The organism is Collinsella sp. AF15-51 (genome assembly GCF_003462845.1).
Taxonomy (GTDB): domain Bacteria; phylum Actinomycetota; class Coriobacteriia; order Coriobacteriales; family Coriobacteriaceae; genus Collinsella.
The window spans coordinates 39,339-62,697 of the sequence record NZ_QRYG01000009.1 but is presented as its reverse complement, the minus strand read 5'-3'; the positions used below and the strand labels follow the sequence as shown (position 1 = coordinate 62,697).

Annotated in this window: 20 protein-coding genes, 2 tRNA genes and 1 pseudogene; 17 read left to right on the top strand and 6 right to left on the bottom strand. The window is 64.0% G+C overall.

Annotated elements, in window-relative coordinates:
• Positions 1 to 107: 107 nt before the first annotated feature.
• The 8 genes from ptsP to DWW51_RS05830 all read left to right on the top strand — a co-directional run bounded on the left by ptsP (position 108) and on the right by DWW51_RS05830 (position 7,990).
• Positions 108 to 1,811 carry a phosphoenolpyruvate--protein phosphotransferase gene (ptsP, locus tag DWW51_RS05865; RefSeq protein WP_099431685.1) on the top strand — a complete coding sequence of 568 codons (1,704 nt, stop codon included), beginning with the start codon at positions 108 to 110 and terminating at the stop codon, positions 1,809 to 1,811.
• Between the two features lie 74 nt (positions 1,812 to 1,885).
• Positions 1,886 to 2,818: a 1-phosphofructokinase family hexose kinase gene (locus DWW51_RS05860; RefSeq protein WP_055250439.1), complete on the top strand. Its 933-nt coding sequence runs from the start codon at positions 1,886 to 1,888 to the stop codon at positions 2,816 to 2,818.
• 189 nt (positions 2,819 to 3,007) lie between these two features.
• Entirely contained in the window at positions 3,008 to 3,940 is a 933-nt protein-coding gene (locus DWW51_RS05855) for a 1-phosphofructokinase family hexose kinase (RefSeq protein WP_117773830.1), read from the top strand.
• 164 nt (positions 3,941 to 4,104) lie between these two features.
• Positions 4,105 to 5,499: a CCA tRNA nucleotidyltransferase gene (locus DWW51_RS05850; protein WP_117773829.1), complete on the top strand. Its 1,395-nt coding sequence runs from the start codon at positions 4,105 to 4,107 to the stop codon at positions 5,497 to 5,499.
• Positions 5,500 to 5,627: 128 nt separating this feature from the next.
• Positions 5,628 to 5,704, top strand: a tRNA-Glu gene (locus DWW51_RS05845).
• A 22-nt stretch (positions 5,705 to 5,726) separates the two neighbouring features.
• A tRNA-Glu gene (locus tag DWW51_RS05840) sits at positions 5,727 to 5,803 on the top strand.
• A gap of 151 nt (positions 5,804 to 5,954) precedes the next feature.
• Complete coding sequence (locus DWW51_RS05835) at positions 5,955 to 7,262, top strand: lysylphosphatidylglycerol synthase transmembrane domain-containing protein (protein WP_117773828.1); 1,308 nt, start codon at positions 5,955 to 5,957, stop codon at positions 7,260 to 7,262.
• A gap of 116 nt (positions 7,263 to 7,378) precedes the next feature.
• Complete coding sequence (locus tag DWW51_RS05830; RefSeq protein ID WP_158565433.1) at positions 7,379 to 7,990, top strand: TetR/AcrR family transcriptional regulator; 612 nt, start codon at positions 7,379 to 7,381, stop codon at positions 7,988 to 7,990.
• Between the two features lie 51 nt (positions 7,991 to 8,041).
• On the opposite strand, the pseudogene DWW51_RS10375 reads toward DWW51_RS05830, so the two are convergent.
• The 6 genes and pseudogenes from DWW51_RS10375 to DWW51_RS05805 form a co-directional block, all read right to left on the bottom strand.
• Positions 8,042 to 8,218 (bottom strand): annotated as a pseudogene (locus tag DWW51_RS10375) (IS3 family transposase); the annotation flags it as partial.
• 77 nt (positions 8,219 to 8,295) lie between these two features.
• Positions 8,296 to 9,564, bottom strand: coding sequence for an ABC transporter ATP-binding protein (locus DWW51_RS05825; protein ID WP_117773826.1), 1,269 nt, complete (start codon positions 9,562 to 9,564; stop codon positions 8,296 to 8,298).
• A complete protein-coding gene (locus tag DWW51_RS05820) occupies positions 9,565 to 10,587 on the bottom strand; it encodes an iron ABC transporter permease (RefSeq protein ID WP_117773825.1) in 1,023 nt (340 codons plus the stop codon).
• 22 nt (positions 10,588 to 10,609) lie between these two features.
• Positions 10,610 to 12,181: an ABC transporter substrate-binding protein gene (locus DWW51_RS05815; protein ID WP_147344037.1), complete on the bottom strand. Its 1,572-nt coding sequence runs from the start codon at positions 12,179 to 12,181 to the stop codon at positions 10,610 to 10,612.
• Between the two features lie 4 nt (positions 12,182 to 12,185).
• Positions 12,186 to 12,719, bottom strand: coding sequence for a hypothetical protein (locus DWW51_RS05810; protein WP_117773823.1), 534 nt, complete (start codon positions 12,717 to 12,719; stop codon positions 12,186 to 12,188).
• Between the two features lie 144 nt (positions 12,720 to 12,863).
• The gene (locus tag DWW51_RS05805) at positions 12,864 to 13,790 is read right to left on the bottom strand and encodes a sirohydrochlorin cobaltochelatase (RefSeq protein WP_055250420.1); all 927 of its coding nucleotides are present in this window, start codon (positions 13,788 to 13,790) and stop codon (positions 12,864 to 12,866) included.
• Between the two features lie 511 nt (positions 13,791 to 14,301).
• Between DWW51_RS05805 and cobM the strand changes: the two genes are divergently transcribed.
• Genes cobM through DWW51_RS05760 form a run of 9 tightly spaced genes read left to right on the top strand, consistent with a single transcriptional unit; the run spans position 14,302 to position 23,357 of the window.
• Entirely contained in the window at positions 14,302 to 15,093 is a 792-nt protein-coding gene (gene cobM, locus DWW51_RS05800; RefSeq protein WP_117773822.1) for a precorrin-4 C(11)-methyltransferase, read from the top strand.
• A 1-nt stretch (position 15,094) separates the two neighbouring features.
• On the top strand, positions 15,095 to 16,279 hold the full coding sequence (cbiD, locus tag DWW51_RS05795; protein WP_231501588.1) for a cobalt-precorrin-5B (C(1))-methyltransferase CbiD: 1,185 nt from the start codon (positions 15,095 to 15,097) through the stop codon (positions 16,277 to 16,279).
• Complete coding sequence (gene cobI / locus DWW51_RS05790) at positions 16,272 to 16,961, top strand: precorrin-2 C(20)-methyltransferase (protein ID WP_117773821.1); 690 nt, start codon at positions 16,272 to 16,274, stop codon at positions 16,959 to 16,961. The genes cbiD and cobI overlap by 8 nt, the downstream gene beginning before the upstream one ends.
• Positions 16,962 to 17,003: 42 nt before the next feature.
• Positions 17,004 to 18,095, top strand: coding sequence for a cobalt-precorrin 5A hydrolase (locus DWW51_RS05785; RefSeq protein ID WP_231501587.1), 1,092 nt, complete (start codon positions 17,004 to 17,006; stop codon positions 18,093 to 18,095).
• Positions 18,095 to 18,838, top strand: a complete 744-nt coding sequence (cobJ, locus tag DWW51_RS05780) for a precorrin-3B C(17)-methyltransferase (protein WP_117773819.1) — start codon at positions 18,095 to 18,097, stop codon at positions 18,836 to 18,838. The genes DWW51_RS05785 and cobJ overlap by 1 nt, the downstream gene beginning before the upstream one ends.
• Complete coding sequence (gene cbiE / locus DWW51_RS05775; protein ID WP_117773818.1) at positions 18,826 to 20,298, top strand: precorrin-6y C5,15-methyltransferase (decarboxylating) subunit CbiE; 1,473 nt, start codon at positions 18,826 to 18,828, stop codon at positions 20,296 to 20,298. Before cobJ ends, cbiE begins: the two co-directional genes overlap by 13 nt.
• The gene (locus tag DWW51_RS05770; RefSeq protein WP_231501586.1) at positions 20,295 to 21,677 is read left to right on the top strand and encodes a cobyrinate a,c-diamide synthase; all 1,383 of its coding nucleotides are present in this window, start codon (positions 20,295 to 20,297) and stop codon (positions 21,675 to 21,677) included. Before cbiE ends, DWW51_RS05770 begins: the two co-directional genes overlap by 4 nt.
• Positions 21,670 to 22,812 carry a nicotinate-nucleotide--dimethylbenzimidazole phosphoribosyltransferase gene (locus tag DWW51_RS05765; protein WP_117773817.1) on the top strand — a complete coding sequence of 381 codons (1,143 nt, stop codon included), beginning with the start codon at positions 21,670 to 21,672 and terminating at the stop codon, positions 22,810 to 22,812. The genes DWW51_RS05770 and DWW51_RS05765 overlap by 8 nt, the downstream gene beginning before the upstream one ends.
• Positions 22,809 to 23,357, top strand: a complete 549-nt coding sequence (locus tag DWW51_RS05760; RefSeq protein WP_117773816.1) for a bifunctional adenosylcobinamide kinase/adenosylcobinamide-phosphate guanylyltransferase — start codon at positions 22,809 to 22,811, stop codon at positions 23,355 to 23,357. Before DWW51_RS05765 ends, DWW51_RS05760 begins: the two co-directional genes overlap by 4 nt.
• Positions 23,358 to 23,359 lie beyond the last annotated feature (2 nt).

The window sequence follows — 23,359 nt, the reverse complement described above, 5'->3', positions numbered from 1 at the left end:
ACTAAGTTCATATTTGGGGGCGCAGTGACCTGTTTTAAGGTAGCTGCGCTCTTTTGTCGTGGATATGGCAAAACGCTTTATCACATGACACGGAGAGAGGAATGGGAATGTATCAGGGAGTCAACGCTTCCGAGGGCATCGGTATCGGCACCGTCATGGTCGCCGTCGATCCCGACTTGACGTTTGAGCCGCACGAGGTTGCTGATTCGGCAGCAGAGAAGGAGCGCTATCAGACCGCTCTTTCGGTCTTTTGCGAGAAGACTCAGGCTCAGGCCGACCACATGAAGGAGACGGTGGGCGAGGCCGAGGCCGAGATCATGAGCGGACACATTGTCCTGGCTCAGGATCCCGGCATGACCGACGCCATCAACGCCGCCATTGACGGCGGCACCTGCGCCGAGCAGGCGCTCATGGACACCTCGACCATGTTCGAGAACATGTTCCTGTCCATGGACGACGAGATGTTCCGTCTGCGCGCGGCCGACATCGCCGACATCCGCACCGGCATTCTGGCCGAGCTGCTGGGCAAGGAGGTCGTCGACCTCTCCGTCCTGCCCGAGAACACCGTCGTTGTCGTGCACGACCTCACGCCGTCCATGACCGCCACGATCGATAAGGCCCACGTTGCCGGTATCGTCACCGAGACCGGTGGCCGCACGTCGCACTCCGCGATCATCGCGCGCGCCCTCGAGATCCCGGCTGTCCTTTCGGTTTCCAACAGCTGCACCGCGCTGCGCAACGGTATGACCGTTGTCGTTGACGGCGGCAAGGGTATCGTCGAGGCCGATCCCGATGAGGAGACGCTCGCCGCTTACACTGCCAAGGCCGAGGCTTTCGCTGCCGAGAAGGCGGCTCTCGAGGCCTTCCGCGGCAAGCCGTCCGTGACTGCCGACGGCATTAAGAAGATCATCGCCTGCAACATCGGCAACCCCGATGACGTGCCCAACGCGCTTGATCACGATGCCGAGGCTATCGGCCTGTTCCGTTCCGAGTTCCTGTTCATGGACTCTGCTGAGCTTCCTTCCGAGGAGGAGCAGTTCAACGCCTACCGTAAGGTCGCCAGCGCGCTCAAGGGCGCTCCGGTCATCATCCGCACGCTCGATGTGGGTGGCGACAAGGAGATTCCGTACCTGCACATGGTCAAGGAAGAGAACCCCTTCATGGGCTTCCGTGCCGTGCGTTACTGCCTGGCCAACCCCGATCAGTACAAGGTCCAGCTCCGCGCCCTGCTGCGCGCCAGCGCCTTTGGTGACGTCAAGATCATGATCCCACTCGTCACCTGCGTCGAGGAAGTCTTGGCTGTCAAGGAGCTCGTCGAGCAGTGCAAGGCCGAGCTGACCGAAGAGGGTCGCAAGTTCAACGAGAACATCGAGGTTGGCATCATGGTCGAGACGCCTGCCGCCTCGCTGCTCGCTGACCGCCTGGCCGAGGTCGCCGACTTCTTCTCCATCGGCACCAACGACCTGATCGGCTACACCATGTGCGCCGACCGTGGCAACGACACCATCTCCAACCTGTACCAGGTTTACTATCCCGCCGTGCTCCGCTCGCTCAAGAACATCATCGAGAGCGGCGTGAAGGCCGGCATCATGGTCGGTATGTGCGGCGAGGCCGCTGCCGATCCGTTGCTCGAGCCGCTGCTGATCAGCTGGGGCCTGGAGGAGTTCTCGATGAGCGCTCCGTCCATCCTGCGCGCCCGCAAGACCATCAGCCAGTGGACCAAGGCCGAGTGCGACGAGCTCGCCGAGAAGGCGCTCGCCTGCAACACCGCTGCCGAGGTCAAGGCACTGCTCGAGTCCGCAGCTCGCTAATTTGGTATCAGAGGTAACCGCGTGGTTGGAATGGGCCGGCCACGCGGCCCTCACATATACAGGGGGTACTGTAAATGTTCTACACGCTAACCGCTAACCCGGCTGTCGACATGACGGTTTCGAGCTCTCCGCTCGAGCCCGACGAGAACGTCCGCACCGGCTCGGCCAGCTACACGGCTAACGGCAAGGGCCTCGACGTGTCCTTCGCCTTTAAGAAGATGGGCGTCGACACCGTCGCGCTCGGTTTCTTCGCTGGCTTCACGGGCAAGTTCATCGTCGAGGAGGTCATGAACCTGGGTTGCCTCTGCCGCCCGGTCTGGACCGACGGTATCACGCGCATTAACACCTACGTCAACGATGGCCAGCACGAGTACGGCATCCTCAACCCCGGTGCTCCGATCACGCCGCAGCACCAGGAGGAGCTCTACAACATCCTGGACACCGCGGGCGACCTTGAGTGCCTGATCGTCTCCGGCTCCGTGCCTCCCAAAGCTACGCCCGACTTCCTGGCTCAGGTCATGGAGCACGCTCAGGCCCGTGGCGCCGACGTCGTCCTGGACCTGTCCTCCGACAAGCTCAAGGAGCTCGCTCACAAGAAGCCGCTGCTCATTAAGCCGAACCATCACGAGATGAAGGCTATCTTCGGCGTGCCGGTCGACACCGACGACGAGGTCCGCGTTGCCATGAAGCTGGCTCACGAGGCCGGCGTCCAGAACGTGCTGCTCACCCGTGGTAGCCGCGGTGACGCTTACTTCTCCAACGGCGAGGACATCTGGTATGCCAAGCGTGAGTTCAACATCAAGCTTGTCTCTTCCGTCTGCGCCGGCGACTGCACCCTCGCTGCGTTCCTGCACAAGTGGTACAGGGATCGCGACAACGTCGAGGAGGCCATGAAGCTCGCTATGGCCACCGGCGCCAACGTCGCTGAGTCCGTCGGCATCGGCGACTTCGGTCACGTCGACGAGTACAGCAAGCGCGTTGCTGTCCGCAAGCTGGATCGCAAGTAAGCGAAACGCGACATATTCTTGCGCATGCGGCGCTCCGGTTTCGGCCGGGGCGCCTTTTTTGTTCCGCCATGGTGGAGAGGTGTCCTGCCGTACTTCATCGCTTCCACACCGTTCACCGAGTTGTTGTAGCCTTTTACCGAAGCGTGGAATATACTTTCATTAACACGTTGCTTCGTGAAAGGATCATTCATGATTTACACGCTTACTGCAAATCCCGCCATTGACTACAACATCTCCTGCGACGGTCTTGCTGCCAACACCGTCACGCGTACCCGCAATGCCGTCTACACGCCCAACGGTAAGGGTCTCAACGTTTCGTTTACGCTCGACCACTACGGCGTCGACACCACGATCCTGGGCTTCTTCGCCGGCTTCTCGGGCGAGTTCATCGTTAAGGGCGCCGAGGCCCTGGGCGTTCCCGTCAAGCCCGTGTGGACCGACGGCATCACGCGTGTCAACGTGTTCCTCAATGCCGGTCCCGACACCGAGTACAACATGGTCAACGCCGGTGCCGCCATCAACGAGGCCAACGAGCAGGAGATGTTTGAGCTGATCGATTCGCTCGAGGACATGACCTGCCTGGTCATTAGCGGCTCGCTGCCCCCCAACACCTCTGAGGGCTTCCTGGCCGAGGTGCTTCGCCGCGTTAAGGCAAAGGGCGCCGAGTTCGTGCTCGATATTTCGAGCCATCAGTTGGCCGACCTCATTGCTATGGAGCCGCTCCTCATTAAGCCTAACGACGACGAGCTGCTCGACATCTTTGGCATTAAGGTGAGCGGCGGCGACGATGAGTCCGTCAAGGCTGCCATGGCCGAGCTGCATGCCAAGGGCGCCAAGAACGTGCTGTTGACCCTGGGTGGCGCCGGCGCGTACTTCTCCAACGGCGAGCACATCTGGTTTGCCAACCGTACCTTTGAGGTCAAGCTGCTGTCGACCGTTTGCGCCGGTGACTCTTCGCTGGCCGCCTTCCTGTCCGTGTGGCACGACGCTCCCGAGCGCGTCGAGGACGCCCTGCGCCTCTCGATGGCCACCGGCGCCAACGTGGTCGAGTGCCCGGGTCTGGGCGATTTTGCCAAGGTCGATGAGTATCAGAAGGGTATTGCAATTCGTCAGGTTTGCTAGTTCCGGCACCTTGCCTGAATAGTTCAATTATTTCGCATCCGTCTTAGACCAGGACGGATGCGTTTTTGTTTATCGGACTTGCGTGTGCAGTGGAGGCTGTTTCTTGCTAGACTTCTTGCAGACGCAATCGATAGCCAATTTGATAGTCGCAGGAGGCCATAGGCATGTGCAATGTTTCGCTCAACGGTACGCAGCCGACCGATGCCTCTATCCGTGTCCTGCGTGCGCTTGAGGCAGCAGGTCTTGAGGCTTGGTACGTGGGCGGTTGGGTACGTGATGCCCTGATGGGACGCCCCAGCCACGATGTTGACATGTGCTGCAGCGGCCTGTGGCAGGAGTCCAAAGAGGCGCTCGAAGCGGCTGATATTGCCGTGGTTGAGTCGGGCATAAAATTTGGCGGCATCACGGCTATTTGCGATGATGAGCGCATTGAGGTCACCACCTACCGCCTAGACGGCTTTTACACCGACGGCCGCCATCCCCAGAGTGTGGAGCGTGCGGCGTCGCTTGAGGACGATCTGGCGCGTCGTGACTTTACCGTTAACGCTATGGCCTGGCATCCCGAGCGTGGTCTTGTCGACCGCTACGATGGTCAGGGCGACCTAGACCGCAAGCTCATCCGCGCCGTTGGAGATCCCAAGCGTCGTTTTAACGAGGACGCGCTTCGCATGCTGCGCGCGGTGCGTTTTGCCTGCCGTCTGGATTTTATGATCGAGCCTAAGACTAAACAGGCGCTTGCCGAGTGCGCGCCGCTGCTCGATGCTGTGGCGCGCGAGCGCGTGGGCATTGAGCTCGAGGGTATCCTTTCGACCGGCCATGGGGGAGACGCGATGCTGCGCTACCCCGAGCTTGTTTGCGCCGCCGTGCCCGAGCTCGCGTCCGCTCGCGGGTTTGATCAACGCAGCGTCTATCATGCGTTTAACGTCTACGAGCATATCGCCCGCGTGCTGACGGTGGCAGGGGAGCTGGCGCTGTGCGACGGCGTCGCGCCCTCGTCGAGCCTTATGTGGGCTACGTTTTTGCACGACGTTTCCAAACCCGAGTGCTTTACGGTCGATCACGACGGCAGCGGCCACTTCTACGGTCATCCCGAGCTCGGCGCCAAGAAGGCGCGTGTCATCATGGATCGCCTGGCGCTCTCGCACGATTTGGTGCGCGATGTGTGCCTGCTGATCAAATACCATGACAAGCCGCTGCGCCCCGAGCGCTCCTGCCTGCTCAATATGATGCGCGCGCTTTCGGGCGAGGGTGTCGATACGCCGCGTCTGATGGACGAGCTCATGGACCTTAAGCGTGCCGACACGCTCGGCAAGGCGCCCTCGTGCTTCTATTACGTCGAGACGATCGAGGAGATGCGTACGCTCGCCCACGATCTGCTGCAGGCGGGGGAGCCCTATACACTCAAGATGCTTGCCATCAATGGTGGCGATCTGATCCGCGCCGGCGTCAAGCCGGGGCCGGAGCTGGGGCAGCTTCTCAACGCTGCCCTCGACGCCGTGATCGAGGACAACATCCCCAACAACCGCGAAGCCCTCCTGGCTCATCTCAACTTGAACTAGCTAACCAGTTGACCTGCGCGTTCCATAACCTGCCGACAATTTTTTCGGCAATTTGGAATTTCTTCTTGCGCTGATGTTTTTTGTCCCGTAATATATTTCCTCGCAGCACGGCAGTGCAGATGTCATGTGGCCCGTTCGTCTAGCGGTTTAGGACGCCGCCCTCTCAAGGCGGAGATCACCAGTTCGAATCTGGTACGGGCTACCACTTCTTTTCTGCTGAGGCTTATGGCCCGTTCGTCTAGCGGTTTAGGACGCCGCCCTCTCAAGGCGGAGATCACCAGTTCGAATCTGGTACGGGCTACCATGAATCTGAGACCCGGACTTCCCACGGAAGCCCGGGTTTTTTATTTCCGAGCAAACCATCTGCAATTCCCATTTGGCCCATAGCTTTACGTTCTGCTTGTGGCCCTTGCGGGTACAATATGCAAGATATTTGGACGGTCAGAAGGAGCCTCATGACGGAGTCCTTTCAGCATACATCTAAGCCCCGGGTCGAGGTTGAGGCCTCGGGCGGCGATGACAACAAGGGTGCACGCCGCGGTGCCATTTTTATCGGCGTCGTGCTGGTTGGCTATATCGTTTATCTGATTGTGACCGGTCAGATGGGACAGTTCTGGGCTGCCATGTCGAGCGTTCAGGCGCCGTGGCTCGTTGCTGCATGCTTTTGCATGTTCCTGTACCTGTTCTTTGGCATCGTCGCCTATGCGATCGCCGTCTGGCTCGATCCCAATTCGCCCGTCGGCATTCGCGACCTGATCTCGGTCGAGGCGAGCGGTATCTTCTTTGGCAACCTGACGCCCATGATGATGGGCTCTACGCCCGCCCAGATCTACCGCCTGACCAAGGCAGGCCAAAATGTCGGCGAGGCCGGTGCCACGCAGTTCACGCGCTTTATCGTGTATCAGTTTGGCCTCGTTGCCTGGGGCGCTATCCTATTGCTTGCTCGCATGCCGTTTTTTGCCGAGCGCTATGGCGACATGACGCTGCTGTGCGTCTTTAGTTTTGGCGGCCACTGCTGCATCTTGCTTGGTATCTTCGCCGTCGCGCTCATGCCTAAGACCGTCACGCGCGTCGCCCATTGCATCATCAATTGGCTCGAGCGCATAGGTGTCTCGGCCACTAAGATCGAGGGATGGCGCACGTTTGTCGACGGCGAGATCTACTCCTTCTCCGAGAAGTTCAAGCTTTCGGCCGGACATTTTTCTTCCATGCTGCTCACCGTGTTTATCACCATGCTGCAGCTCGCGTTTTTCTATCTGGTTCCATATTTCCTGATGCTTGCTTTTGGCCACCACGAGGTCGACTTTTTTTCGGTCATGGCCGCGAGCGCCTTTGTCCAGCTGCTGAGCTCTGCGGTTCCCTTGCCCGGTGGAACTGGTGGCGCTGAGGGCGGCTTTGCATTGTTCTTGGGTCATTTCTTTGGGTCGGCTTCGACCGCCGGCTATCTGCTGTGGCGCCTCATTACATTTATTGCGCCGATCATTTTGGCTGCGCCCCTGCTGGGCCTTAAGAGCGCCCACAACGAGAGCATCCATGCGCGCTGGGATCGCGTGATGCGCAAGCTCGGCCGCGAGCCTCAGACGCCCTCTGCGCCCACTAAGCCGCACCCCACGAATGCTGTTACCGTTGATCCCAGGAAGCACGCTCAGAAGGCTTCTGGGACCGCTAAGCCGGCTCATAAAGCCTATGTGCGCCAGACGGGCGACGGTATCCGCGTATCTCCGTCGGCGCTCAATAAGAAGAAGCACCCTAAGTCGCGGTAGGGCAGTCGTGCGTTCTTCATGATGCGGGGCATATTTGAGCTGTATGGGGGATAATCCTCTTACGTAGATTATCTCTCATCTGTTGATGAATGCTCGCATATCGAAGGGACACACCCATGGCCACCAGTAAACCGCGTATTGATCGCCGTATCGTTCGCAGCCGCAATGCCATCCTTTCCGCTTTTGAGCGCTTGCTCATGGAAAAGCCGCTGGCAGACATTACGGTGAGTGCCATCGCGCGCGAGGCCAATGTCGACCGTAAAACCTTCTACGTGCACTTTGGTACGGTTGATGGCTTGCTCGATGCCATTGCCGTCGATGTGGTGGAGATGATTGTCGACTCGGTCGAGAAAACGCTTGCTTCCATGGACGGTGACACCAACGAGCGCGCCCTGGGCGCGGCGGCGACCTTCTTTAAAACCGTTAACGAGGCGCTGTGCAACAACCTGGTGCTCAATCGTCAGCTGATCGAGAACATTCCGCTCGATGATTTTATGGCTCGTCTTCGTGCGCCGCTCGAGCACGAGATTGCCGAGCGCGATCTGCTGCCCCACGGTCTCAAGGACGAGATGTTCGACTACTATCTGGCGTTTTTGCTGTCGGGTATTATCGGAATCTATCGCACATGGGCGCTGTCTGACGACTCGGTTCCTATCGAGCGCGTCTCGGAGGTCGCCAACGACCTGACTCTCAATGGCCTGTCGAGTCTGGAATCTCGCTTGGATTAGGCGCAGGCTCGAGTTCGCGAGGCGCTTGTCGGGGTGCAGCCCGATCGATCAGGCGACGAGCATCCCGCCGAAGCAGTCGACGACCGGGCTCAGGTAGACCTTCTCGCCGCCCGGGAGCCTGAACTCGGTGATGTCGGTGAGCCACAGCAGGTTGGGCTCGTCGGCGTGGAAATTCCTGTTTACGAGGTTCTCCGGCGCCTTGTAGACCTCGCCGGCGTAGGAGCTGTAGCCTGAGGATCATTAAAAGAAAGTCCAGTTTATCCTTCCCACTCCAATTGGGAATCCTCCGATGCGCCTTCGCACGCTCACATGACCTCGATACCATGCGAGCGTGCGAACTCGACGAGCTCTGCGTTGCGGGCGTTTATGGTGCCGAAGGCGGCGGGGCACACAATAAGGCGCGCGCAGTGGACGAGGAGCTCTTTGGCGCGGGCTATGGTTTTATCCCCGATCGGCTCGAAGGCGCGCTCGGCCACGCATTCCGCTGCCAGGTCGCGCGCGAGCTCGCAGTCGATGTCCCCTTCGTGCAGAACGCCCGCGTAGAACGCCTTGCCCTGCCGGACGAGCTGGCGAAACACAGCCGACCCCGTACCTGCGCCGGCGATGACGAACGTGTGCGCATCGCCGTGCGGGCGCCCAATTTCCACGCTGCCGAAGCGCTCGTTGAAGGTGCCATGCTGAAGGCCGTAGAGCTCGCCAATCGTCTCGCGCGTGAATATGTCCTCGGGTGCGCCGGCGCGGAAGACCCGGCCGTCCTTCACGCAAATCACCTTGTCGGCGCTTTTCTGCGCGAGCTCGAGTTCGTGGATGGACATGATGACAGCCACATTCCGCGATTTCGCAAGGTGGCGAAGTATTCGCAGCAGGTCGATCTGGTAGCGGATATCGAGATACGACGTGGGCTCGTCGAGCACGAGCACACGCGGATCCTGCGCGATGGCGCGTGCGAGCATGACGCGCTGGCGTTGCCCGTCGCTTATCTGCATGAAGTCGCGCTCGGCGAGCTCTTCCACATGTGCGGTTTTCATGGCCTCGTCGACCCGACTATTGTCGTCGGGCGAGAGTGTGCCCATTCGCCCGGTGTAGGGATGCCTTCCCGCCTCTACGATATCGCGGCAGGTGAGGAGCTCGGTCCGGGGGCGATCTGTCAGCATAACGGCAAGGTTCCTTGCGAACTCCGCCGTCTTCCATCGGGAAATCTCCCGCCCGTCGAGCTCGACCGCGCCGGCAAGCGGTGCCAGATGGCGTGTGATGGTTTTCAAGATGGTCGACTTGCCCGAGCCGTTCGGCCCGATGAGCGCCACGACGTCGCCCGCGCGAACCTCCAGATCGACGCCTTCGACTACGACCTTCTTGTCGTAGCCCGCCGACAGGTCGCTTATGTGGAAAAGCGGCGCTCCGTCAGCCTGCGTTTCGACCGTAGTTTCGAGGTTCGGCTCCGCTCGGAGGAGGCGTTCCGCGCGCAGTTCCGCACGAGCCGAAAGTGCCTTCTGGCGCTTTCGTGCGAGCTCAGGACTGTCTAAGCATGGAATGTCCCCTCCGAGCGTTTTGGGCCGCGGCACGAATTCCCCCATCTACCTCACCCGCTTCTTCAACATGAGCGCGATAACCACCGGAGCGCCGAAGATGGCGGTGACGGCGCTGATGGAAAGCTCGACGGGAGAGAACAGCGTGCGCGCGATCAAATCGCAGCCCGCGCAGAAGATGGCGCCTCCCAAGAAGCACGCAGGAATCACGCGGATGGGCTTCGACGACTTTAGCGCCGACTTCACGAGATGCGGAACCGCGATGCCTACGAACGACACCGGACCAGCGAACGCGGTCACGCAGGCGGAGAGCATGCTCGCTAGAAGGACGAGCACCACGCGGAAGCGTTCGACGTTCACGCCGACGCTTTTCGCGTAGGCTTCTCCCAGCTGGAAGGCGGAAAGGGGCTTCGATATCGCGAATACGCATGCGCTCACGGTGATCACCACGACCGCGATGATCGCGATGTCGTCCCAGCTCGAACCCGAGAAGCTACCCAAAGACCAGTTGTGCAGGTTCACGATGGACTGGTCGTCGGCGAAGGCGATGAGGAAGTTCGTCGCCGCCGAGCAGATGTATCCCACCATGACGCCCGCCACGATGAGCATGACCATGGAACTTATGCGCCGTGCGATGAGGAGCACGAAGCCGATGGTGATAAGCGAGCCCAGAAACGCTGCGGCCACCATGGCCGGCGAGGACATGGCCTGGTTCGCGCCTAGAAGTACGATCATCGTAAGCGCGACGACGAACTTTGCGCCCGAGGAGACGCCCAAGATGAACGGGTCGGCGATGGGGTTGTTGAAAAACGTCTGCAGCAGGAACCCGGAAAGCGAAAGTGCCCCGCCGAGAAGCACGGCTGAAAGCACGCGCGGCAGGCGAATCTCCCAGATGACCTGGCTTTCCATGGAATTGGCCGCGCCGCCCGAAAGGATGCCGGGGATGTGGTCTGCGGGCACGAGCACGCTCCCGATGCACAGGTTGGCCCCGACGAGCACGATGAGGGCAACAGCGAGCAGCGCCGTCACGACGCGACACCGCGCGGCGCGCCCCGATTCGTCGTATGCCATGGAAAGCCGGCTTCTCATGGCGCTAACCGAGCTTCCTCAGATAATGGAAGTCGCTCGCGTCATCGCCGGTGAACGCCCCGTGCAGCTCGTCGATAATGTCGGCGGTAGAAGTCATCTGCTGGTACATGTCGGCGCTTGTGACCCAGACGTTGCCGTTCTTCACGGCTTTGAACTGCGACAATAGCGCGTTTTTGCCTACGAAGTCGTTCAAGGTGGCAACCGATTCGTCGATGGTGCCGTTGTAGACGATGATGTCGGCATCCTTCGCCGTCGCGTAGAAGCGCTCCATTTCGAGCGTTACTGACGAACCTGACGTCGACGCCGTCTGCGCGTCATCGAGCGCATAGCTGCCGCCTGCAAGCTCGATCATCTGCGCCACGTAGTCGCCCGCCCGCCGCGTGACGGCGGCCCCGTTCGAGTTAATGTAGAAATACGCCACGGTTTTACCTGACGACGCGAGCCCCGACGTTTGCTCGACGCGGGCCTTCTGCTCGTTGAACAGGTGCGCGGCCTCGTCTTCCTTGTCGAACAGGACGCCGAAAAGCTTAATCCACTCGACGCGCCCGAGTGCTTCGGGCTCGCTCGACGACTGTTCGGTGAGCACGACGAGCCCGAGCTTCTGCAGTTTTTCCTTCACATCGGGCGTGTGGTTGATCATGGTGTTCTCGATGGCGAGCGTGCAGCCCGAGGCCGATATTCGCTCGTAGTCGGGCGCGCTGTACTTGCCGCCGTAGGCGATCGCCCCACTTTCGAGCGCGCTTTTGAAGCCTGCGACCGAGCAATCGTCGGCCTTCGTGCCCGACATGATGATATTGGAGTTCGCATCGAGCGCGTCGACCAGGCACATCGTCGCCGACGACACGAGGTACACCTTGTCGGCGGGGCGCCTTATGACCGCGATGTCGGAGCTCAACCCATCGGGTACCTTCGCATCTTGCGGCACCACGAGGAAACGCTCCCCATTCGAAACGCAGATAAGCCGCAGACCGCCTTCGAACTCGTCGACAGTGAAGTGCTCGGCGTATTCAAGCTGAAGCGCCCCCGTCGGCTCCCAGCCGCAGCCCAAATCGGCGTTGTGGAAGTCGGCCGCGGCGCTTGAAGCCGTTCCTGCAGGGGAGCTGCCGCTTGCATCGTCGCCCGATTTCTCCTTCATGGTGGATGAGTCTAAGTGGATCGTGTAGTCGATGGTGTGCGGCGTCGACATGGCGACGGTCTCGGCCGACACGGCGATGTCCTCGTCGAGCGTGACGGGTATCTCGAACGTGGAGTTGCCGCCGTCGTTTACGGGCGCGTAGTCCACGCCGTCGACGGTCATCTTGTCGTAGTTTGAACTCGACCAGGTGATGGTCGCGGTGTAGGTGTCGCCATCCTTCACAATTGTGGTGGGTGAGGCGATGCTTGCGCGCCCTGACCCGCCGGAAAGCGAGACACTCACAGTGTATTCCTGAGAGCCCGCCGTGCCACCGGTCGCGTTCGGGCTCGCACTGCACCCCGCGAAGGAAAGCGCGAGCAGGGCGACGAGAACGCAGGCGATCGCGCGCGCCGCGATGCTGTGGAGCTTCCTGTTTTCCCCCTTGGGAAGAATCGACCGCATGGCGTTACTTCAGTGCGTCGGCGCGCAGATCGACGCCGGCGGATTCGAACACAAGCGTGCGGTCGTACCACTGCTCTTTTCTAATACTCCACGCGGCACAGGCGGTGTCCTCGTCGAGCGCATCAACGGGCACGTCGTAGGTGTACTTGCCTTCCGCGTTTTCCACATAGGGGATGAAGTCGGCCTCGCTCGCGGCGGCAGCCTCGTCGCCCGTGCCCATGAAGAGCTTGCCGTAGCCCGTGCCGGAAAGCGTCATCACGCAGTGCATGGAGCCGTTTTCCACGATGAGCTGGGCGTCCACAATCCTGAACATGTTCGAGCTGGAATCTACGGTGATCGGATAGGTGCCGTCGGCCACCTTGTCGGCGGTGATGGGGGCAGCGCTTGCGCCCTCGGTCGCATCGGCCGCCTGCTCGGTCTTTTTCTGGGAATCGGTATTGCTTGCCTTTGCGCTGTCGCTTGAATTTCCGGCGCAGCCGGCGAGCGAGAACGCGAGAAGCGCCGCCGACAGGGCGAAGACGAGGGTTTTCTTCAACATGGAGGGGTTCCTTTCAATCGCTTCTACCGCCCGCGCCGTGCGGTGGGCGGGCGGGATGCGAATGCAACGGGCATGCGCCGTCGGTCGGGGAAGGCGCATGCCCGTTGCACGGGGACGCGACCGGCGCCCCCGTGCGCGGCGAGTTTACAGCTTGGCGATGGCGTCGTCCACGTGCGAGACGTAGATGTCGTCGACCGCGGCGTTCTGTCCCAGACCCTGGAGCAGGCACGTTACTTCGAAGCCGGCGGCCACGAACTTCGCAGCCCAGCTGTCGGGGTCGGTCTCGTCTGCCATGTCGTTGTTCGCGTGGTCGCCCGCGACCACCATGAACGGCGCGAGCACGGCCTTCTTGTACCCTGCGGCGCTCGCGGCGGCGATAACATCCTCGCAGGTCGGTTCAGCCTCGACGGTGCCGACGAAGAACTGCGTCAAGCCCTCGTTCTTGAACACTTCCTGCATCTTGGCATAGTCGGCGTTGGAATCGGCTTCGGTGCCGTGGCCCATGAGGCACAGCGCCGTCTTGCCGTCGTCGAAGGACGCCATGTTCTCCTTAATGGCTGCGGCCACCTTCTTGTAGTCGTCGTCGGAGGTGAGCAGCGGGTCGCCGAGCGAGATCTTGTCGAACTTGTCGGCGTACTTGTCGAGCTCGTCTTTCACGTCGGCGTATTCCAGGCCAGCCATGAGATGCGTCGGCTGCACGACGATTTCCTTCACGCCGTCTTCCACGCAGCGGTCGAGCGCCTCGGTCATGTTGTCGATCGTGATGCCGTCGCGCTTCTTCAGCTTGTCGATGATGATCTGCGCGGTGAAGGCGCGGCGGATGTCGTAGTCCTGCCAGTACTTCTCGCGGATAGCGTCTTCGATGGCGCCGATGGTGATGTGGCGCGAGTCGTTGTAGCTCGTGCCGAAGCTCGTGACGAGAATGACCGGCTTCACGGCCATCTCCTTTTCGCTCGATTTCTCGGAACTCGCGGAGGTGCTGGAGCAGCCCGCGAGCGCGACTCCGGCGAGCGCGACGGCTCCGGTTGCTGCGGCGCCCATGAAGCCGCGGCGTGACATCTGGTCGGACATGGTTTTCCCTTTCCTCGGTTTGCCGGTCCCCCGGCGACAGTTGCTTATCGGCACAAGCGAAAGAAAAGCGCGCTCGTCCGCAAAGGGATAGCGCGCCTGTTTCTTGCATTCGAAAGGGAAGCGCACTCCTCGGGGTTCACAAGGAGCTAACGCCACGGCGATGCCGTGAGGAAAAGGCGAAGCAGTCTGGCTTGGGGCGCGAGGCGGTTCGCCCGCGCGTCCTACACAGTAATGTCCCTTGCCCAGGATTCCCACCTGGTTCCCTCCGCAAGCCAGCGCGGACTGTGTGGGCGCCGCGCCGGTCGTTTCCTTTTATTCGATTGTCATATGCTCGTTGCCGAAACTACCACTATGATAGTGGGCGTTTGTGGGCGTGTCAAAGCCAGGGCGGGCGGCATTGCGCCTCCTGCCTACGTATTTGCGCCGATTGCCGCTGCGGGCGCCGTGTCTTGCCCGCTGTGCGAAGGGCGGCGTAAACGGTTGCGATGAGAAACGGGAAGGGAAGGCTCGGATGATTCATATCGTTGGCGCAGGTTCGGGCGCCGCCGACCTTATCACGCTGCGCGGGGCGCGTCTTCTGCGCGCGGCCGACGTGGTCGTTTGGGCGGGGAGCCTTGTGAACCCCGAGCTGCTCGCCGAGTGCAAGGAATCCTGCGTCGTCTACGACAGCGCGCACATGACCTTGGAGGAAGTGCTCGACGTGATGTGCGCGGCGGATGCGCGGGGCGAGGAAGTGGTGCGCCTGCACACGGGCGACCCGTGCCTGTACGGCGCCATCCAGGAGCAGATGGACGCGCTCGACGCGCGCGGCGTGGACTACGAGGTGGTGCCCGGCGTGTCGAGCTTTTGCGGTGCCGCGGCGGCGCTTCGCCAGGAATACACGCTGCCGGGAATCAGCCAGTCGGTCGTGATCACGCGGCTTTCCGGGCGCACCCCCATGCCCGCGGGCGAGGGCATGCGCACCATGGCGGAAAGCGGCTCGACTATGGTCATCTTCCTGAGCTCGGGTATGCTCGCCGAGCTTTCCGCCGAGCTTTTGGCCGCAGGCCGCAGCTCCGACGAGCCGGCGGCGCTCGTGTACAAGGCGACCTGGCCTGAGGAGCGCGTGGTGCGATGCACAGTGGGCACGCTCGCCGATGCGGGCGCGCGAGAGGGCATCGACCGCACGGCGCTCGTGGTGGTGGGCCACGTGCTCGGAGCTCGCGGCGGGCTTGCGCACAACGGCGCGCAAGCGGAGTCGTACGAGCGCAGCAAGCTATACGACCCTTCGTTTGCCACGGGGTATCGGAAGGCGAGCAGCTAGCGTGGCCTTCGAGCACTACATATATACCGGGACGACCCGCCTGCGCTGCGGCTACACCACGGGGAGCTGCGCCGCGCTCGCGGCGAAGGCGGCCTGCGAGATGCTCTTGTCACGAAAGCCCGTCGGCCGCGTGTCGATCGTCACCCCCGGCGGGCTGCCCGTCGAGGCGAACGTGGTCGACGCATGCATCGGCGAGGGGTGCGCCCAGTGCGCCGTGCGAAAGGACGCAGGCGACGATGCCGATGTGACCGACGGCGTGCTCGTGTACGCGCGCGTGGAACATGCGGGGTCGGGCACGGGCACTGCGGGCAGCAAGGGCGTGCCCGCGCGCGAATCGGAAGTTTCCGTCGATGGCGGCGTGGGCGTGGGGCGCGTGACGTTGCCCGGGCTCGAGCAGCCGGTGGGGGCGGCCGCCATCAACGCGACGCCGCGCGCGATGATCACTTCGGCGGTGCGCGAGGTGTGCGCCGCGCACGGCTTTTCTGGAAATATTGCTGTGACGATTTCGGTACCCGAGGGTGTTGCCCTTGCCGAAAAGACCTTCAACCCGCACCTGGGGATAGAGGACGGCATCTCCATCCTGGGCACGACGGGCATCGTCGAGCCGCGCAGCCTCGCTGCCTTGCGCGACAGCATCGAGCTCGAGATCCGGCAGCATGCGGCTATGGGGCGGCGCGGAGTCGTGCTCACGCCCGGCAACTACGGCGCGCAGTTCATCTCGGGGCATTTCCATCTAAACGGTGCGCCGGTGGTCTTCATTTCCAACTTTGTGGGCGATGCGATTGATTGCTGCGTTCGCGAGGGATTTACCAATGTCCTTCTTGTGGGACACATCGGCAAGCTGGTGAAGGTCGCGGGCGGCATCATGGACACCCATTCGCGTACCGCCGACTGCCGTGCGGAGATTCTGACCGCCCACGCGGCCTTGGCCGGCGCGGGCACGAAGACCGTGCGCGATATCATGTCGTCGGTCACGACCACGGCGGCGCTCGAGGTAATCGAGGCCGCCGGCGTGGGGGACGCTGCGCGCGCCTCGCTCGCTGTGGCAATCGAGGACAGGTTGCGCCGCCGCGCGGCGGGCGGATGCGACATCGCCGCGGTCGTGTTCGACGCCGAGCGCCGCGAGCTTTTCCGCACGTCGGGCGCCGATGCAGTTATCGGGGAATTGGGGGCGACGTATGAGTAAAGGCGTGCTGTACGGGGTGGGCACGGGGCCTGGCGACCCCGAGCTGCTCACGATCAAGGCCGTCCGCACAATCGAATCGTGTCCGGTCATCGCCGCACCGCAGACGGCGGACGGGGCCATGGTCGCGCTCGACATCGTACGCGGCGCCGTCGACCTTACAGGCAAGACGGTGGTCCCCGTGCGATTCTCGATGACGCGCGACGTCGAGCGCCGCGCGGCCGAGCATGCCTCGCTTGTTCGCGAGCTTGTCGCGCACCTGGATGCGGTCCGCGACGTCGCGCTGCTGAACCTGGGGGACCCGAGCATCTACGCCACCTTCCAGCGCATAGCGCCCGACGTGCGCGCCCGCGGGTTCGAGGCGCGCGCCATTCCCGGCGTGCCGAGCTTCTGTGCGGTCGCCGCGGCGCTCGAGCGCGACCTCACGCCCGAGATGTCGTCGCCTCTGCACATCGTGCCCGGCGGCTACGACGACGTGCGCCGCGCAATCGGCTGGCCGGGGACGAAGGTGGTCATGAAGGCGCGCCGCTCGCTTGCGGACACGAAGCACATCCTTCGCGAGGAGGGCGCCTTCGACGGTGCCGAGCTCGTAGAGGACTGTGGGCTTCCGGGCGAGCGCGTGTACCGCTCGGTCGACGATGTGCCCGATCGGGGCAGCTACTTCTCGACGATGGTGGTGCGCTAGATGAGGGTTTCCTGCATAGCGTTCACTGAGAGGGGGTATGCTTTGGCGGAGCGCACCGCTCGTGCGCTTTCCGATTGCGCGCAGACAGGTGAAGATGACCCTGGCTGGGACGTTTCCGTTTCGCGCGGGTTCGGCGAGGGGAAGGCCGACCTGCGCGCATGGACGGCGCTCGCGTGGGAAGCGTCGGAAGCGCTTCTGTTCGTGGGCGCGGCGGGCATCGCCGTGCGGGCGATCGCGCCGCATGTCGCCTCGAAGGCAAACGATTCCGCGGTTGTGGTGATCGACGAGGCAGGGCGCTTTGCCGTCTCGCTTTTGTCGGGGCATTTGGGCGGTGCGAACGAGCTTGCGCAAACTGTGGCACGCGCGGCAGGGGCCATCCCCGTCATCACCACGGCGACCGACGTCCGCGGCGTGTGGGCGGTGGATACGTGGGCGCGCTGTGCGGGGCTCGCCGTTTCGAATCCCGAGGCTATCAAGCGAGTGTCGGCGCGGCTGCTTTCGGGCGGGCGCGTGGCGCTCTATTCCGCCATGCCGATTTCGGGACAGCCGCCTGAGGGGGTTGACATTGTGTCCGACCGCGCTCGGGCCGATATCGTCGTGTCGCCGTTCGCTGGCGCGAATGCAGGTGCGTCCGTTCGCACGGCGGAGACAACGGACGAGGTCGTGCCCGCCGGTGAGACGGGGAAGCCGGCGGGCGTGCGGGCGCAGGCGCCTGCGCCCGAGCCGCTTCACCTTGTCGTGCCCTGCATCGTTGCGGGCATAGGGTGCCGTCGCGGTGCGTGCGCCGAAGCGATCGGGGAGGCGTTTCTTCTCGCGTGCGGGCAGGCGGGCATCTCGCCTTCGGCCGTTCGCGAGGCGGCGACGATCGACGTGAAGGCGCGCGAGGAGGGCCTGCTCGCCTTCTGCCGCGCGCGCAATATCCCGCTCGCGACGTATTCCGCAGAGGAGTTGTCGCAGGTCGAAGGCAGCGTTTCGCCATCTGATTTCGTGTGCGCGACGGTGGGGGTCGACAATGTGTGCGAGCGCGCGGCGCTCGCGGACGGGGGTAAACTTATCTTCCCGAAGCTCGCTCACGGCGGCGTGACCGTCGCGTTTTCCAAGGTAACTTTCGAACTTTCGTTTAAGGAGCGGTGATGGGAAAGCTCTTCGTGGTGGGGATCGGCCCGGGCGGCCCCGACGGCATGACGATTGCGGCTCGGCGCGCGCTCGAGGCGGCCGACATCGTTGTGGGGTACACGAAATACGTGGAGCTCGCGCTCGCCGCCGTGCCTGACGCGGCGCATCTCGCGACGCCGATGATGCACGAGGTCGAACGGTGCCGCCTGGCGCTTTCACGCGCGCAGAGCGGAGAAGCCGTGGCGCTCGTGTGCAGCGGTGACGCGGGCGTGTATGGCATGGCGAGCCCCGTGCTGGAGCTTGCGGAGGACTACCCCGATGTTGACGTGGAAGTTATCGCCGGGGCCACCGCGGCTCAGAGCGGGTCGGCGGTGCTCGGCGCCCCGCTTGCCCACGACTTCGCGGTCGTGTCGCTCTCCGACCTGCTCACGCCGTGGGATGTCATCGAGCGCAGGCTCGCCGCCGTGGCGAGCGCCGACTTCTGCATCTGTTTGTACAACCCGCGCAGCAGAAAGCGCGCCGACAGGCTCTCGCGCGCGGCGAAGATTATGCTCGAATGGAAGGCCCCCGACACGCTCTGCGGCTGGGTACGCAACATCGGGCGCGAGGGGCAGCAGTCGGGCATGTGCAGGCTCTCCGAGCTGGAGGAGTTCGACGCCGACATGTTCACCACCGTGTTCGTCGGCAACGCGGACACGAAGCGCGTAGGCGGCCGTATGGTCACGCCGCGCGGGTATCGGGAGATTCCATGCGAAAGGTAACGATCATCGGGGCGGGGCCCGGAAACCCCGACTTGCTCTCGCGTGCGGCGCTCGACGCGATCGACATCGCCGACGTGGTCATCGGCGCTCATCGCGCGCTTGTCGGCATCGACGTGCCGCCCGACGTGGTGAAATGCGAGCTCGTGAAGACGGCGGACATCGTCGCCGCGCTCATTGATGCGGCGTCGTGGCAGCGCGCCGTGGTCGTGATGACGGGCGATGTGGGGCTGTTCAGCGGCGCGCGCCGCCTGATGGAGGCTCTCTCCGGCGACGCGCAGGTGGACGTGCACGTCATTCCCGGCATAAGCTCAGCGTCGTATCTCGCCGCGCGCCTCGCGCGTCCATGGCAGGATTGGCGCTTCGCGAGCGCTCACGGCGTGGCGTGCGACATCGTGGCCGAGGCCGAGCGCGCAGGTGAGCTCTTCCTCGCCACGTCGGGCGGGGAAGACCCCTCGCGGCTTTCGGGCGAGCTTGTGCAGGCGGGCTTCGCGGACGCGCGCGTGACGGTGGCCGAGCGCCTGTCGTACCCCGACGAGCGCATCACCTGCGCGACCGCAAGTGAAATCGCAGGTCAGACGTTCGACGACTTGAACGTGATGCTTATCGAGTTCGCAGGCTGCGCCGGGTCGCCTGCGGGCTCTAGCGCAGCCTCCGAGGCGCCGGCCGGCGCGTCTGCGCCCGCGGCGGCTTCTTTCGCGGCGGACTCTGCGGGCGCATTCCGCGCCGCGAGCTCCCGCTGGCCGTACGCTTCCTCGGGCATTCCCGACGAGCTCTTCATCCGCGGCGAAGTTCCCATGACCAAGCAGGAGGTGCGCGCCGTCGCGCTCGCGAAACTGCGCCTTACCGCGACCGACACCGTGTGGGACGTCGGCGCCGGCACGGGGAGCGTGTCGATCGAGGCGGCGCTCGTCGCGCGAGCGGGGTCGGTATGGGCGGTCGAGCGCAACGCGGCCGGCGTGCGGCTCATTCGAGAGAACGCGGATGCATTCGGGTGCGGCAACGTGCATGCGGTCCCCGGTGTCGCCCCCGAAGCGCTCGCGAAACTGCCTGTCCCCGACGCCGTGTTCGTCGGCGGGAGCGCGGGCGAGCTTCCCTCCATCGTGGAGGCGGCGCTCGAGAAGAACTCGCAGGTTCGCCTGTGCGTGCCATGCGTCACCGTTGAGACGCTCACCGAGGCGTGCGCGCTCCTCTCGGGTTCGCGCTTTAAGGGGTTCGAGGCGTGCCAGGTGTCGGCCGCCCGTGCCGAGGCTGTAGGCTCGCACCATCTTATGAAGGCGCAAAACCCCGTGTTCCTCGTCAGCGCGCGTGGTGCGGGCGCGGATGCCGAGGAGCTTGCCGAAGTCGGCGCGCTTGCTGAGTCGCCTGTCGGGGAGGACCTCTCTGTCGAGGGGAACCCATCCGTCGAGGTAGTCTCGCTTGCTAACTGCGGCGCCGCAGGTGGGGAAGGCGGCGCCCGGTGAGCACGTCCATCCCGCGCTTCATGGTCGCTGCGCCCTCGAGCGGGAGCGGCAAGACGGTCGTCACGTGCGCGCTCCTGCGCGCGCTCGCGCGTCGCGGCCTTGCATGCGCGGCTTTCAAATGCGGCCCCGACTACATTGACCCGCTCTTTCACCGCCGCGTCGTGGGTGCGCGCTCGGGCAACTTAGACGGCTTCTTCACCGACGCCCCGACGCTGCGCGCCCTGCTCGCACGCGGCGCCGCGGGCGCGGATGTCGCGGTGCTCGAGGGGGTTATGGGCTTCTACGACGGCATGGCGCCCGGCGTGGCCGACGCGAGCAGCTACCAGGTTGCGCGCGACACGGAAACGCCGGTCGTTTTAGTGGTGAACGGGCGCGGGGCGTCTTTATCGCTCGCCGCCGTAATCCGCGGCATCGCCGAGTTCCTGCCTTGTGCGAACGTGCGCGGCGTCGTGCTGAACAAGACGAGCGCCGCTGCCTGCGCCTACGCGGCGCCTGCGATCGAGAAGCACACGGGCGTCGCGGTTTTGGGGAATATCCCCGCCGACGAGGCGTTCTCGCTCGAAAGCCGGCATCTGGGGCTTGTGACCGCCGACGAGGTCGAGCAGCTCTCCGCGCGCATCGACAAGATGGCCGAGCTGGTGGAAAAGAGCGTCGACGTCGACCGCTTGCTCGAAATGGCGGCGACGGCACCCGATATCCGCGAGGAACCTTACCGGTTGGAGCCGATCGCGGGAGCGCGGCCCATCGTCGCCGTTGCGCGTGACGAGGCGTTCTCGTTCTACTACGAGGAGAACCTGCGCGCGCTCGAGGATCTGGGTTGCGAGCTGGCCTTTTTCAGCCCCCTGTGTGATAGCGAGTTGCCCCGGGGGACAAGCGCCCTCTATCTGGGGGGCGGCTACCCGGAGCTCCATGCGCGGCGGCTCTCCGAGAACGCGTCGATGCGCGAGGCGGTGCGGCGCGCGGTGGAATCCGGCATGCCGACGGTCGCCGAATGCGGTGGGTTTCTTTACCTGCAGCGCGAAATCGCCGATAGCGAGGGGCGGCGCTGGCCTGTTGCGGGCGCCCTTGAGGGCGCAAGCGAGAACAGGGGAAGGCTGTCCCATTTCGGGTACGTGGAGCTCACTTCCCAACGCGACGGGCTCTACGGTCCGCCCGGCACACGCATCCGCGCGCACGAGTTCCACTACTGGCAGTCCACCTGCCCGGGCGGCGACTTCTGGGCGCAGAAGCCCCGGCGCGACAAGGGCTGGCCGTGCATGACGACCACCCCGTCCCTGGTGGCGGGCTTCCCGCATGTGTACTATCCTGCGAACCCCGACGTTGCGCGCGCGTTCGCGTCTGCCGCAGCGTCGTTCGCAGAGAGGAGGCGGCATGGCTGAAGCAACCGAAACCGCGCTCGCCTGCATCCGCGAGGAAGTCGAGCGCGCGTTCTCGTCGGCGCCGGGCGCCGTGCTCGAAGCCGCGCTTTCCCGGATCGCGCCCGCAGACGAGTGCGCCCGTGCCGCCGCGTACGCCGCGTGGGACTCCATCGCGCACCCCTTGGGGGGATTGGGCGACTTTGAAGACGCCGTCGCGTGTATCGCCGCAGCTCAGGGGAGCGCCGAGGTGGCCGAGTTTCCCCGTGCGCTCGCGGTATTCTTCTCCGACAACGGGGTCGTTGCCGAAGGCGTGTCGCAAAGCGGGCAAGATGTGACGCGAGCCGTCGCGCGCAACATGTGCGAGGGGGCCGCGAGCGCCTGCCGCATGGCGGCGTTCGCGGGTGCCGAGGTCGTGCCCGTCGACGTGGGTATGGCCCGGGGCATAGAAGACGCGCGCATGGTGCGCGCGAACGTGCGGCGGGGGAGCGGCAACATCGCTCACGGCTCCGCTATGTCTCGCGATGGGGCCGTGCGCGCGATTGAGGTCGGAATCGCCGTCGCGTGCGGGCTTGCCCGCGCCGGCGTGCGCCTTCTCGCCGCGGGCGAGATGGGCATCGGCAACACGACCACCTCGGCGGCGGTGGCCGCAGTGCTCATCCGGGCGGACGCGCGGAGCCTCGTCGGGCGCGGCGCGGGGCTCTCGGACGCCTCGCTCGCGCGCAAGCGCGACGTGGTCGAGCGCGCTATCGACGCGAACTCGCCCGATCCCGCCGACCCGATCGACGTGCTCTCGAAGGTTGGCGGCTTCGACATCGCCGCGATGTGCGGCTTCTACCTGGGGGCCGCGGTCTCGAAGGCGCCGGCGCTCCTCGACGGGGTCATATCCTGCACGGCGGCCCTGTGCGCGGCGCGCCTGTGCCCCAACGCCTTGGGCTACCTCGTGGGCACCCACGCATCAAGCGAACCCGCAAGCCAGGAGCTCCTTCGCGAGCTCGGCATAAAGGCACCCCTCGACGCAGGCATGCACTTGGGCGAGGGCGCGGGCGCCATGGCGTATCTGCCCCTTCTGGATTCGGCGCTGCGCGTGTACCGGGGTGGGAAGACGTTCACGGCGACTGGCATGGCTGCTTACGAGCATTTCGAGGCCGGGAAATGACGGTGACGCTCGTCATCGGCGCCGCCGCGAGCGGCAAGAGCGCCTACGCCGAGTCCCTGTGCCTCGGGCACGACGGCCCCCGCGTGTACCTGGCAACGATGGAGCCCTTCGGGGAAGAGGGCGCCCGCCGCATCGCGCGCCATCGGGCGCTGCGCGAGGGCAAGGGGTTTTCCACCCTCGAGCGCACGCGTGACGTGAGCGCCGCAGTGCCCGGGCTTCCGCGCGGCTGCACGCTTCTTTTGGAGGACGTGGGCAACCTGGTTGCGAACGAGCTTTTCGCGGAAGGCGGCTTGTCCCCACGTGACCCCGACGCTGCGGCGCGCGAGGTGCTCGGAGGCATCGAACGGCTCGCTCAGGCCGCTGCGTATACGGTGGTGGTCACCGTCGACGTGTTCGCCGATGGGATGCGCTACGATGAGGGGACCGAGGCATGGAGGCGCGCGCTCGCGCGCGTGAACGCGGGCGTGGCGGCGCTGGCCGACCGCGCAGTCGAAGTGGTATGCGGGATTCCCGTGTGGATGAAAGGTGAAGGACCTACAAGGTGAAG

Coding starts and splice junctions, on each gene's coding strand:
- ptsP (WP_099431685.1), top strand. CDS start 108: ATGTATCAGGGAGTCAACGCTTCCGAGGGCATCGGTATCGGCACCGTC.
- DWW51_RS05860 (WP_055250439.1), top strand. CDS start 1,886: ATGTTCTACACGCTAACCGCTAACCCGGCTGTCGACATGACGGTTTCG.
- DWW51_RS05855 (WP_117773830.1), top strand. CDS start 3,008: ATGATTTACACGCTTACTGCAAATCCCGCCATTGACTACAACATCTCC.
- DWW51_RS05850 (WP_117773829.1), top strand. CDS start 4,105: ATGTGCAATGTTTCGCTCAACGGTACGCAGCCGACCGATGCCTCTATC.
- DWW51_RS05835 (WP_117773828.1), top strand. CDS start 5,955: ATGACGGAGTCCTTTCAGCATACATCTAAGCCCCGGGTCGAGGTTGAG.
- DWW51_RS05830 (WP_158565433.1), top strand. CDS start 7,379: ATGGCCACCAGTAAACCGCGTATTGATCGCCGTATCGTTCGCAGCCGC.
- DWW51_RS05825 (WP_117773826.1), bottom strand. CDS start 9,564: ATGGGGGAATTCGTGCCGCGGCCCAAAACGCTCGGAGGGGACATTCCA.
- DWW51_RS05820 (WP_117773825.1), bottom strand. CDS start 10,587: ATGGCATACGACGAATCGGGGCGCGCCGCGCGGTGTCGCGTCGTGACG.
- DWW51_RS05815 (WP_147344037.1), bottom strand. CDS start 12,181: ATGCGGTCGATTCTTCCCAAGGGGGAAAACAGGAAGCTCCACAGCATC.
- DWW51_RS05810 (WP_117773823.1), bottom strand. CDS start 12,719: ATGTTGAAGAAAACCCTCGTCTTCGCCCTGTCGGCGGCGCTTCTCGCG.
- DWW51_RS05805 (WP_055250420.1), bottom strand. CDS start 13,790: ATGTCCGACCAGATGTCACGCCGCGGCTTCATGGGCGCCGCAGCAACC.
- cobM (WP_117773822.1), top strand. CDS start 14,302: ATGATTCATATCGTTGGCGCAGGTTCGGGCGCCGCCGACCTTATCACG.
- cobI (WP_117773821.1), top strand. CDS start 16,272: ATGAGTAAAGGCGTGCTGTACGGGGTGGGCACGGGGCCTGGCGACCCC.
- cobJ (WP_117773819.1), top strand. CDS start 18,095: ATGGGAAAGCTCTTCGTGGTGGGGATCGGCCCGGGCGGCCCCGACGGC.
- cbiE (WP_117773818.1), top strand. CDS start 18,826: ATGCGAAAGGTAACGATCATCGGGGCGGGGCCCGGAAACCCCGACTTG.
- DWW51_RS05765 (WP_117773817.1), top strand. CDS start 21,670: ATGGCTGAAGCAACCGAAACCGCGCTCGCCTGCATCCGCGAGGAAGTC.
- DWW51_RS05760 (WP_117773816.1), top strand. CDS start 22,809: ATGACGGTGACGCTCGTCATCGGCGCCGCCGCGAGCGGCAAGAGCGCC.